At 71.3% G+C, this 10,319-nt stretch carries 13 protein-coding genes; 8 read left to right on the top strand and 5 right to left on the bottom strand.

Annotated elements, in window-relative coordinates; translation table 11 throughout:
- The 4 genes from NJ376_RS21480 to NJ376_RS21465 all read left to right on the top strand — a co-directional run.
- Positions 1–805 (top strand): DUF445 domain-containing protein (locus NJ376_RS21480; RefSeq protein ID WP_252955333.1); only part of this gene is annotated, 805 nt, incomplete at its 5' end.
- Positions 806–875: 70 nt separating this feature from the next.
- On the top strand, positions 876–1,097 hold the full coding sequence (locus tag NJ376_RS21475) for a type II toxin-antitoxin system VapB family antitoxin (protein ID WP_252955332.1): 222 nt from the start codon (positions 876–878) through the stop codon (positions 1,095–1,097).
- Positions 1,094–1,492, top strand: a complete 399-nt coding sequence (gene vapC / locus NJ376_RS21470) for a type II toxin-antitoxin system VapC family toxin (RefSeq protein WP_256476511.1) — start codon at positions 1,094–1,096, stop codon at positions 1,490–1,492. Before NJ376_RS21475 ends, vapC begins: the two co-directional genes overlap by 4 nt.
- A 27-nt stretch (positions 1,493–1,519) precedes the next feature.
- Entirely contained in the window at positions 1,520–2,542 is a 1,023-nt protein-coding gene (locus NJ376_RS21465) for an LLM class flavin-dependent oxidoreductase (protein ID WP_252955330.1), read from the top strand.
- Between the two features lie 4 nt (positions 2,543–2,546).
- Here the strand turns inward: NJ376_RS21465 and NJ376_RS21460 are convergent, their stop codons facing one another.
- The 4 genes from NJ376_RS21460 to NJ376_RS21445 all read right to left on the bottom strand — a co-directional run bounded on the left by NJ376_RS21460 (position 2,547) and on the right by NJ376_RS21445 (position 4,629).
- On the bottom strand, positions 2,547–2,828 hold the full coding sequence (locus tag NJ376_RS21460) for a hypothetical protein (RefSeq protein ID WP_252955329.1): 282 nt from the start codon (positions 2,826–2,828) through the stop codon (positions 2,547–2,549).
- Positions 2,829–2,887: 59 nt separating this feature from the next.
- Positions 2,888–3,214, bottom strand: a complete 327-nt coding sequence (locus tag NJ376_RS21455) for a hypothetical protein (protein ID WP_252955328.1) — start codon at positions 3,212–3,214, stop codon at positions 2,888–2,890.
- A 69-nt stretch (positions 3,215–3,283) separates the two neighbouring features.
- Complete coding sequence (locus NJ376_RS21450) at positions 3,284–3,712, bottom strand: NfeD family protein (protein WP_252955327.1); 429 nt, start codon at positions 3,710–3,712, stop codon at positions 3,284–3,286.
- Complete coding sequence (locus NJ376_RS21445) at positions 3,697–4,629, bottom strand: SPFH domain-containing protein (RefSeq protein WP_252955326.1); 933 nt, start codon at positions 4,627–4,629, stop codon at positions 3,697–3,699. Before NJ376_RS21445 ends, NJ376_RS21450 begins: the two co-directional genes overlap by 16 nt.
- Before the next feature lie 148 nt (positions 4,630–4,777).
- Here NJ376_RS21445 and NJ376_RS21440 point away from each other — a divergent pair, with 148 nt between their 5' ends.
- From NJ376_RS21440 to NJ376_RS21430, 3 genes are all read left to right on the top strand, one after another.
- Positions 4,778–5,743 (top strand): Bug family tripartite tricarboxylate transporter substrate binding protein, encoded by a 966-nt coding sequence (locus NJ376_RS21440; protein ID WP_252955325.1) that lies wholly within the window; start codon positions 4,778–4,780, stop codon positions 5,741–5,743.
- A 267-nt stretch (positions 5,744–6,010) separates the two neighbouring features.
- Entirely contained in the window at positions 6,011–7,597 is a 1,587-nt protein-coding gene (locus NJ376_RS21435; RefSeq protein WP_370288515.1) for an ABC transporter substrate-binding protein, read from the top strand.
- 189 nt (positions 7,598–7,786) lie between these two features.
- Positions 7,787–8,344, top strand: coding sequence for a phosphonate degradation HD-domain oxygenase (locus NJ376_RS21430; protein ID WP_252955323.1), 558 nt, complete (start codon positions 7,787–7,789; stop codon positions 8,342–8,344).
- A 462-nt stretch (positions 8,345–8,806) separates the two neighbouring features.
- On the opposite strand, the gene NJ376_RS21425 is transcribed toward NJ376_RS21430, so the two are convergent.
- Positions 8,807–9,259, bottom strand: a complete 453-nt coding sequence (locus NJ376_RS21425; protein WP_252955322.1) for a MarR family winged helix-turn-helix transcriptional regulator — start codon at positions 9,257–9,259, stop codon at positions 8,807–8,809.
- A 175-nt stretch (positions 9,260–9,434) separates the two neighbouring features.
- Here NJ376_RS21425 and NJ376_RS21420 point away from each other — a divergent pair, with 175 nt between their 5' ends.
- The gene (locus NJ376_RS21420) at positions 9,435–10,298 is read left to right on the top strand and encodes an alpha/beta fold hydrolase (RefSeq protein ID WP_252955321.1); all 864 of its coding nucleotides are present in this window, start codon (positions 9,435–9,437) and stop codon (positions 10,296–10,298) included.
- The last annotated feature ends 21 nt before the right edge of the window (positions 10,299–10,319 follow it).

The raw sequence follows: 10,319 nt of genomic DNA, 5'->3' as shown, positions 1-10,319 counted from the left end.
GCTGCTCGGCCGGCTGCTGCCGCGGCTGGCGGGCGGCGCCGGCGGCGCGCAGGTGCTGGCGCGGGCGCTGCGGGCGCTCGTCGCCGGCGGCAGGCACCAGGAGGTGTTCGACCTTGCCATCGGTCAGCTCCGCCGGCTCCTGGTGGAAAAGGAGGATCAGCTCCGCACCGCCATCGAGACCAAGGTGCGGGAGGAAGGCGGCCGCCTGGTCGGCTGGGCGCTGGGCGCCACCGTGGCAAGGCGGGCGCTGGCCGCCGTCACCGCCGAGCTGGGGCGGATGGAGGCGGCGGACAGCGATCTGCGCCTCGCCTTCGAGGCCTGGCTGACCGCCGAGATCGAGAAGCTGGAAAGCGACCCGGAGCGGATGGCAGCAGTCGGGCGGGCGATGCGCCAAGCAGTGGCGCATCCGAGTGTCGCGGCCTGGCTGGGCGATATCTGGTCCCGGCTGCGGGCGGCGCTGGAAGCCGATGCCGCCCGGCCGGATGGCCGGACGGTGACGCTGCTGGAGGGGGCCTTCACCAATGCCGGCTCGCTGCTGGCGCAGGACGAAGCGGCGCGGGCGCGGCTGAACCGGGCGGCGGAGACGGTGGTGACGCGACTGCTGCCGGCGGCGCGGGCACAGCTCGCCGGCTTCATCGCCCAGGTCGTGGCGGGCTGGGACACGGCGCAGGTGACGGAGAAGATCGAGCTGCGGGTCGGCCGCGACCTGCAATATGTGCGGATGAACGGAACGCTGGTGGGCTTCCTGGTCGGCGGCGCGCTCTACGCGCTGCTGAAGGCGGTGTTCGGGACGGTGGCGTTCTGAGCCAGGATTTATTGCGGGTCGGCCTCCAATTTCCTTGTGTATGGAGCCAAGACTGGACACACATCGCTTCATGCGCACGAATATCGAGATCGATGACGGCCTGATCGCCGAAGCCATGCGCCGGGGCGGCCACCCCACCAAGAAGGCCGCGGTGGAGGAAGGCCTGCGCCTGCTGGTCCGCCTGGCCCGGCAGCGGGAAGCGGCGGAAGCGCTGTGGGGCGCCGATCCCGATTGGCGGCTGGAGGCACGGTCCGCCACCGGCCTCCATGAGGATCAGATGCCGCTCCGCTGATCGCGGTCGACAGCTCCGTCCTGATCGGCGTGCTGAAGCGGGCGGAGACGCCCGCGACCGCCGCCTTCCGCTGGCTGGCCGGCGCCGACCCCCTCGTCATCGGCGACATCGTGCTGCTGGAGGTGCTGCGGGGCGCCTCCTCAGAGGCACGGTCGGAAGCGATCAAGGCCTGGCTGCGCAGCTTCACCCTGGTGCTCATGCTGGGCGCGGCATCGGCCACACGCGCCGCGGCGCATGACCGCCGGCTGCGGGAACTCGGCATCACCCCAAGCAGCACGCCGGACGTCATCATCGCCAGCTGGTGCATCGCCCATGCCGTGCCGCTGCTGCACCAGGACCGGGATTTCGACCTGATGGCCGGGCCGCTCGGCCTGCCCATCCATTCCCTTCCCTAGCCGGCCAAGCAGGGCCAGAGTTCCGCCATGAGCCTCCGCCTCGCCATCCTCGACCAGTCGACCATCGCCTCCGGCCGCGGCGCCGACGAGGCGATCCGCGAGACCCTGGCCCTGGCGAAGCTGGCCGATGCATGGGGTTACGGCCGCTACTGGCTGGCGGAGCACCACAACAGCCACTCCCATGCCGGCAGCGCGCCGGAGATGCTGGTGGCGGCCATCGCCGCCACCACGCGGCGCATCCGCGTCGGCACCGCCGGGGTGATGCTGCCGCATTATTCGGCGCTGAAGGTGGCGGAGCAGTTCAAGGTGGCGGAGGCGATCGCGCCTGGCCGCATCGATCTCGGCCTGGGCCGCGCCCCGGGCAGCGACGGCCGCACCGCCTTCGCCCTGAACCCCAAGGCCAATGAGGCGGCGGAGGCCTTCCCCAACCAGGTGATGGACCTGCTCGGTTGGCTCGGCGACGGGCTGCCGGAGGGCCACCCCTTCCGCCAGGTCGCCGCCAATCCGCAGATCCCGACGCGGCCGGAGGTCTGGATCCTCGGCTCCTCGGATTACGGCGCCCAGCTCGCCGCCTATTTCGGCCTGCCTTACTGCTTCGCCCATTTCATCTCGGACCAGGGCAGCGAGCAGGTGATGCAGCTCTACCGCGAGCATTTCCAGCCGCAGCCCGCCAAGCTCGGCCGCCTCGCCGCCCCGCATGCCGCGCTCGGCGTCTTCGCCCTGACCGCGGAGACCGAGGCGGAGGCCTGGCGGCTCTACAAATCCCGCGAGCTCTGGCGGCTGTTCCGCGACACCGGCCGCTTTCCGCCCCTGCCCAGCGTGGCGGAGGCCGAGGCCTACCCCTTCCAGCCGCATGAGCGGGACTATCTGGACCGGCTCCGCGCCAAGGCGATCGTCGGCGCGCCGGAGCAGGTGAAGGCGAAGCTGGAGGCGATGGCCGCCGCCCATGGCGCCGCGGAGGTGGCGGTCCTCACCCCCTGCCACGACCCGGCCGCCCGCCAGCGCAGCTACCGGCTGCTGGCCGAGGTCTTCGGCCTGCCGGGCCCCTGACCTCTCACTCCTGGCCGAATTCCTCCGGCCGCTGCCGGTGCCGCCGGCGGTGCGGCCGGCGATGCCGCCACCAATCCAGCACCGGACCCACCCCGAGCAGCGGCGCCGTCCCCAGCATCGCCAGGGCGAGGCCCGCTGCCCACAGATTGGCCCCGAAGGCCAGGCAGGCCACGCTCAGCCCCGCCAGCCCGCCGGTCAGGAAAGCGCCCAGCGCCGCCCAGCCCAGCAGCGCCCGGTGCCGTGCATCCAGCCATTCCGGGGGCTCGGCGCGGTCGGTGCGCGGCACGCCATCGGCGCCCACATCGTAAAGTCGCCGCGGGTCGATCTGGAAGGGCGGCTCGCCGCTCAGCGGCGGATCACCACGAAGCGGACCGGCCTTCCCCCACCCCGGCGCAGGCGCCACCAGAGGGAGCCGAAGGCCACCAGCCCGCCGATGATCGCGACCGGCAGCAGCAGCCCGACGAACAGCACGGCCAGCGCCGCCACCAGCAACCCGCCCGTCACCAGCGAGACCAGCAGCGCCGCCCCGCCCAGCCGCGCCAGCGCGCGGTCCAGCCACCCGCCGGTGCCGGACGGGGGCAGGCTGTCGCGGAACTCACCCTCGGGCGTCATGTCGAGCACCGGGGGGCGCTGATCCCGGTTCTGCGGCCCGGGCTGCCGGAAACTTTCCATGCCGCGGATGTTGCCCGTCCCCGGCCCGGGTTCAAGCCCATGCCAGGGGCAGGCCCGATGGCCGGGCGACTATTCCGGTTTGACGATCAGCGTCGTCCCGTCCACCGCCTCCACCCGCACCTGGACGGGGCCCTCCGGCACCCGCATGTCGCGCGGCAGGCGGGCCGGCCAGTCGCTGTCGCCGATGCGTACGCGCAGCCCGTACCGCTCCACCGGCAGCAGAATGCCGCTGCGGCCGATCAGGCCGGCGCCCGGCGCATTCACCTGCGCCGCCGGCGGCGGCCGGCCGCGCCGCAGGGTGAGGGAGAGCCAGATGCCGGCCCCGAGCAGCACCAGGAAGCAGGTTGCATCCATGGCGAAGGTGGTGACGACGGCAAGCTGCACCAGCCCGGTGCCGATCGCCGCCAGCCCGACCCAGAGCAGGAAGATGCCCGGCAGGATCAGCTCCGCGAGCAGCAGCAGCAGGCCGGCGAGGACCCAGATCAGCCCCGGTTCCACGGCCGCTCCCCCGCCGGCGGCATGGGCGGCGCCCCGCCCGGCGCGCCCGGCCCCTTCAGCAATTCCAGCGCCTGGGCGATGCCGCCGGCCAGCCCCGCCGCTTCCATCGGCACCACCACCAGCTTGTTGGCAGGGTTGGTGCCCATGGCCTCGAAGGCCTTCACGTAGCGGTCGGCGATGAAGTAGCGCAGCGCGGTCTCCCCCGCCCCGGCGGCCGCCTCGGCCACCGCCCGGGTCGCCGCCGCCTCCGCCGCCGCCAGGCGCTCCCGCGCCTCGGCATCCCGCATGGCGCTCTCCCGCCGGCCCTCGGCGGCCAGGATCAGCGCCGCCTTCTCGCCCTCCGCCCGCACCACCGTGGCACGGCGCTCGCGTTCCGCCGTCATCTGCAGGTTCATGGCGCGGACCAGGTTCTCCGGCGGCTCCACCTTGCGCAGCTCCACGCGGCTGACCTTCACCCCCCAGGGGTCGGTGGCGCCGTCCAGGATGGTGAGCAGGGAGGAGTTGATGCGCTCCCGCCCCGACAGCGTCGCATCGAGGTCCATCTCGCCGATCACGCTGCGGATATTGGTCATGGTCAGGGCGGTCAGCGCCTGTTCCAGGTTCTGCACCGCATAGGCGGCCTTGGCCGGGTCCATCACCCGGTAATAGACGATGCCGTCCACCGCCACCGAGGCGTTGTCGCGGGTGATGACGGATTGCTCCGGGATGTCCAGCACCACCTCCTGCACGTTCATCCGGCGGCCGATGCGGTCCACATAGGGGATGATGAGGTTGAGCCCGGGCTGCAGCAGCCGGGTGAAGGCGCCGAAGCGCTCCACCGTCCAGATCTCCCCTTGCGGCACGGTGCGAATGCCGCGCGCCGCGGTGAAGACCGCGAGCAGCAGCAGGACAATCAGGACGATCTGGCCACCACTCATGCGGCGTTTTCCTCCGGTTCGGGCCTATCCTAGCCCGCCTCGCAACGTTTTCCGATCCATCCGCCGCACGCGGTTCTGCTGGAGATGGCGGGAACAAAGCAGCTAGCCTTCCCCCAGCGGGCAAAGACCCGCAGGGAGGACACCGAGAATGATGCAGCGCCGCAGCCTGCTGCCGGTGCTGGCCAGCCTGCCCCTGGCAGCGCGGGCCCAGCCGGCCTGGACCCCCGACCACCCCATCCGCATCCTGGTCGGCTTCGCCGCCGGGGGAAGCACCGACACCACCGCCCGCATCATCGCGCAGGCGCTGGGCACCGCGCTCGGCCAGCAGGTGGTGGTGGAGAACCGCACCGGCGCCGGGGGCAATGTCGCCTCGGAGGCCTGCGCCCGCAGCGCGCCGGATGGCTATACCCTGGTGATGGGCTCCATGGGCACCCATGCGGTGAACCAGTCGCTCTACCCGCGCCTGCCCTTCCATGTGGCGCGGGATTTCTCCGCCATCTCGCTGGTGGTACTGAGCTCCTGCCTGCTGGTGGTGCACCCTTCCGTGCCGGCCAACAGCGTGGCGGAGCTGATCGCCCTGGCCAAGGCGCGGCCCGGCCGTCTCAATTGCGGCACGGGCGGCGGCGGCACCTCCCAGCACATCGCCGCCGTGCTGTTCGAGCAGCAGGCGGGGGTGCGCTTCACCCCCATCCATTACCGCGGCGGGGCGCCGGCCATGGCGGATCTCGTCTCCGGCCGGGTGGACCTGATCTTCGCCCCGGTGGTGGAGAGCATCACCCAGTACCGCGCCGGGCAGGTCCGCGCCCTCGGCATCACCTGGCCGAAGCGGGCGGAGGAGCTGCCGGAGGTGCCGGCCGTGGCCGAGACGGTGCCGGGCTACGACTTCCAGAGCTGGCTCGGCCTCTTCGCCCCGGCCGGCACGCCGGTGCCGGTGGTGGCGCGGCTATCGGAGGAGGTGGCGAAGGCGGCGCGGCAGCCGGCGGTGGCGGAGCGCCTGCAGCAGCTTGGCTACCGGCCGGTGGGCAGCACGGCGGAGGAATTCGCCAGCTTTCAGCTCGCCGAGATCGCCAGGATGGCGGAGGTGGTGCGGGTGTCCGGGGCCTCGGTCGAATAGGGCGATGCCCGCAGGCCCGGTCGGTCCCGCAGCGGGGCGGTGGGACGCCGGGCTGCCGGCGGCCCCGCCACGGACCGGGAGGCCCATGACGGCGTGTCCGGCATGGCGCGCCGCCGGCCGTGCCGCAGGCAGGGTCTGCCGGCGGCGCCGGCATCCACGATCAGACAGGTGACAATACGCCGAGGATGCGCTCTTGTTGCACGATAGATGCCAGGAGAACGTCATGCCCCGCCTGTCCCCCTCCCCCGCCCCGAGACACCGCGCGTGATCGGCCGCCGCGCCTTGTTCGCCGCCGGCGTCGCGACCCTCGCCCCCCTGGCCGCCCCACGCCTCGCCGCCGCCCAGGCGCAGCGGGTGCTGAAATTCGTGCCGCAATCCGATCTCGGCATCATCGACCCGGTCTTCACCGCCGCCTATGTCACGCGCAACCACGCGCTGATGGTGTTCGACACGCTCTACGGCATGGATGACCAGCTCCGCATCCAGCCGCAGATGGCCGAGGGCCAGGAGGTGGCCGCGGACGGGCTGGAATGGCGGATCCGCCTGCGCGAGGGGCTGCGCTGGCATGACGGCGAGGCCGTGCTGGCGCGCGACGCGGTGGCCAGCATCCGCCGCTGGGCGCGGCGAGACAGCATCGGCAGCTCCCTGATGGCGGCGACCGAGGAGCTCGACGCGCCCGACGACCGCACCATCCGCTTCCGGCTGAAGCGCCGCTTCGACCTCCTGACCTATGCGCTGGGCAAGGCCGGCTCGCCGGTCTGCGCCATCATGCCGGAGCGGCTCGCTGCGACCGATCCCTTCCGCCAGATCACCGAGATCGTCGGCAGCGGGCCCTTCCGCTTCGTCGCCTCCGAACAGGTCTCCGGCGCCCGCGTGGTCTATGAGCGCAACCCCGCCTATGTGCCGCGCGCCGAGGGTACGCCGAGCTTCACCGCCGGGCCGAAGCATGTGCATTTCGACCGGGTGGAGTGGCAGGTGATCCCCGACCCCTCCACCGCCGCCGCGGCGCTGCGTACCGGCGAGGTGGATTGGTGGGAGGCGCCGACCTTCGACCTGCTGCCGCCCCTGCTGCGCGATCGCCGCATCAAGGTCTGGACGCCGGATCCGCTGGGCTATGTCGCGGTGATGCGGTTCAACCACCTCAACCCGCCCTTCGACAACGCGGCGCTGCGCCGCGCCCTGCTGCCGGCGCTGAACCAGGCGGATTTCATGGCCGCCGTGGTGGGCGATGTGGCGGATGGCTTCCGGGAGGGTGTCGGCGCCTTCCCGCCCGGCACGCCCTTGGCGAATGAGTCCGGGATGATGGCCCTGACCGGCCCGCGCGACCTGGCGGCGGCAAAGCGGGCGGTGCAGGAGGCGGGCTACAAGGGCGAGAAGGTGGTGGTCCTCTCCCCCTCCGACTTCCCCACGCTGAAGGCGCTGGCGGATGTGGGGGCGGATCTGCTGAAGCGCCTCGGCCTGAATGTGGACTACCAGGCAACGGATTGGGCGACGATGCGCCAGCGCCTCGGCCGGCGGGAGGGACCCGATCAGGGCGGCTGGAGCGTCTTCCATACCTACTGGTCGGGGCTCGACCAGCTCGACCCCGCCGTGCACCAGTATCTGCGCGGCACCGGGCAGGCCGCGAGCAATGGCTGGCCGACCAGCCCGCGGCTGGAGGCGTTGCGGAATGAGTGGCTGGCGGCGACGACCGACGCGGACCGGCTGCGGCTGGCGCGGGACATCCAGGCGCAGCTCTTCATCGACGTGCCCTACCTGCCGCTCGGCCAGATCATGGCGCGGACGGCGCATAAGGCGGATCTTACGGGCATGCTGGGCGGGTTCTCGCTGTTCTGGAATCTGCGGCGGGGGTGAGAACGGGGCTCTGCCTCCTGCACCTCCGCCGGGGCTGCCAGCACTGCCGGCAACCCCGGCCGCGGGCCCCGGTGTGGGTTTGCCCCGCCGCTGCAGAGGCGTGTTGCAGTAGTGTGAAATCCTGCGGCGGCAACTTGTCCGGATGATTGGTCAAATCTAGCCTTCCGCCAGCCACCGCCCGAGGCCGCCATGACCGACCCCCGCCTTGCCCGCATCGAGGAGCTGCTGACCCTGAAGGCCGATGGTCAATACGGCCTGCATGACGTCACCCAGCGCCAGCACGCCCTCCAGGCCGCCTGGGCGGCGGAGCGGGAGGGCGGCGATGCCGCGCTCATCACCGCCTCCCTGCTGCACGATATCGGCCATCTGGTGCACGATCTCGGCGAGGCCCCGGCCGAGCAGGGCATCGACGACAAGCATGAGGAGCTGGGCCACGCCTTCCTCGCGGCATGGTTCGGGCCCGAGGTGACGGAGCCGGTCCGGCTGCATGTGGCTGCCAAGCGCTATCTCTGCGCCGTGGAGCCGGACTATTTCGGCAAGCTGTCCCCGGATTCGGTGCTCAGCCTCTCGCTGCAGGGCGGGCCGATGTCGGCGGCGGAGGCGGCGGAATTCGCCGCCCTGCCCCAGGCCAAGGCGGCCGTCCGGCTGCGTCGCTTCGACGAGGCGGCGAAGGTGAAGGATCTGGAGACGCCGCCGGTGCAGCATTTCCTGCCCTATGTGGCGGCCTGCCTGAAGCCGGCGGCGTAGCACCCGGCGCCTGACCCCTGGGTCGAGAGCCTGCTGCAGCCCTGCGGGACATCGGCTGGCAGGATGCCGGCGGCGCCGGGACCGAGGCCGCCATGCCGAGCATCAGCTCGACCGCAATGGCAGCCTCGCCCAAGCCGACCGGGCTGGACGGCCAAGCGCTGCGCCCGACCTAGAGCAGATCGCGTTCAGATGGAATCATCTGAACGCGTGAAGATGCTCGCGAAACAACGGCCTAGAGCATGCTGCGTGAGCGCAAGCGAACGCAGCATGCTCTAGTCCAGGCTGGTGGCGGCGCATCGTCGCGGCGCCGACAGCGTCGCCCGCCACCTGGCGCACCGCGACGCCGGGCGCGCCGATGACGGACGCGCAACGCCAAGCCAGTGCTGTGGTGGAGCGCCGGCTGCGCGGCTTCGCCACCCTGCCCTACAGCCACCCCAGCCACCCCAGCCGCCTAGGCCGCCACTATCGCCCTCCGCGCAGCCCTGCGGTCAGCGCCGCGTTGAGCGCCTGCATCTGCTCGTTCAGCGCCTCATAGCGCTCCGGGCTGAGGCCGGAGCGTTCCAGCAGCGCCGCGCCGAGGCAGCCGCAGCGCCCCAGGACGCTGCGCCCCTGCTCCGTCAGCCAGACCTGCACCTGGCGCTCATCCGCCGTGTCGCGGCGGCGCTGCACCAGCCCCATCGCCTCCATCCGCTTCACCGTCGGCGTCACCGTGCTCGGCTCCAGCGCCAGCCGGGCGGCGATGCCGCCGATGGTGCTGCCATCCGCCTCCTCCAGCACCGAGAGCACCAGGTATTGCGGATAGGTGATGCCCATCTCGTCCAGCAGCGGCTTATAGGTGCGGTTGATGGCCATGCCCGCCCGGTAGAGGGTGAAGCAGAGCTGCTGCTCGAGCGGCAGGCGGGGCGGGCTCTTCATGGTCTTCCTCTCCGGCGCGGGGCGCCGAGGGCGATATCGCTATCCGCCAAGGCAGGCATTTTCTTATTGCGATAACCTTTCACTGGACGGTCTATCCGGTGTCGTATAGCTGTTGGCTTCCGCAGTAATCATTATCGCACAAATTGAACGTAGGCACAAAGTGAAGGAGCATTCCATGAGCCAGAGCTCAGCCCCCGCCGACCGCAGCGGCGACGGCTTCGTCACCACCAGGGACGGCACGCGGATCTTCTACAAGGACTGGGGAAGCGGGCAGCCGATCGTCTTCCATCATGGCTGGCCGCTCTCGGCGGATGACTGGGACGCCCAGATGCTGTTCTTCCTGGCTCAGGGCTACCGCGTCATCGCGCATGACCGCCGCGGCCACGGCCGGTCCAGCCAATCCTATGCCGGCAACGATATGGACACCTACGCGGCCGATGTCGCGGCGCTGGCGCAGGCGCTCAACCTGCGGGACGCCATCCATATCGGCCACTCCACCGGCGGCGGCGAGGTCGCGCGCTATGTCGCGCAATATGGCGGCGGCGGCCGGGTGGCGAAGGCGGTGCTGATCGGCGCCGTGCCGCCGGTGATGGTGAAGTCCGAGAAGAACCCGGGCGGCCTGCCCATCGAGGTGTTCGACGGCTTCCGCAAGGCGCTGGCGGCCAACCGGGCGCAGTTCTTCCGCGACGTGCCGGCGGGGCCCTTCTATGGCTTCAACCGGCCGGACGTGGAGACCATCCCCGGCGTGGTGGATAATTGGTGGCGCCAGGGGATGATGGGCGGCGCCAAGGCGCATTACGACTGCATCAAGGCCTTCTCCGAGACCGACTTCACCGAGGACCTGAGGAAGATCGAGGTGCCGACGCTGGTGCTGCATGGCGAGGACGACCAGATCGTGCCGATCGGCGCCTCCGCCCGCCTCTCCGCGCCGCTGCTGAAGAAGGGTACGCTGAAGACCTATCCGGGCCTGCCGCATGGCATGGCGACGACGCATGCGGAGCAGATCAACGCGGATCTGTTGGCGTTCGTGAAGGGCTGATGCGGTGTCGAGGGGGACTTT

This window comes from Siccirubricoccus soli (genome assembly GCF_024178315.1).
GTDB classification, from domain to species: Bacteria; Pseudomonadota; Alphaproteobacteria; order Acetobacterales; family Acetobacteraceae; genus Siccirubricoccus; species Siccirubricoccus soli.
This window is presented reverse-complemented; position numbering and strand designations above follow the sequence as displayed.

Bases quoted from the DNA above. Each gene is read 5' to 3' on its own strand.
- NJ376_RS21475 (WP_252955332.1), top strand. From the start codon at position 876: ATGCGCACGAATATCGAGATCGATGACGGCCTGATCGCCGAAGCCATG.
- NJ376_RS21465 (WP_252955330.1), top strand. From the start codon at position 1,520: ATGAGCCTCCGCCTCGCCATCCTCGACCAGTCGACCATCGCCTCCGGC.
- NJ376_RS21455 (WP_252955328.1), bottom strand. From the start codon at position 3,214: ATGGAAAGTTTCCGGCAGCCCGGGCCGCAGAACCGGGATCAGCGCCCC.
- NJ376_RS21445 (WP_252955326.1), bottom strand. From the start codon at position 4,629: ATGAGTGGTGGCCAGATCGTCCTGATTGTCCTGCTGCTGCTCGCGGTC.
- NJ376_RS21440 (WP_252955325.1), top strand. From the start codon at position 4,778: ATGATGCAGCGCCGCAGCCTGCTGCCGGTGCTGGCCAGCCTGCCCCTG.
- NJ376_RS21430 (WP_252955323.1), top strand. From the start codon at position 7,787: ATGACCGACCCCCGCCTTGCCCGCATCGAGGAGCTGCTGACCCTGAAG.
- NJ376_RS21425 (WP_252955322.1), bottom strand. From the start codon at position 9,259: ATGAAGAGCCCGCCCCGCCTGCCGCTCGAGCAGCAGCTCTGCTTCACC.
- NJ376_RS21420 (WP_252955321.1), top strand. From the start codon at position 9,435: ATGAGCCAGAGCTCAGCCCCCGCCGACCGCAGCGGCGACGGCTTCGTC.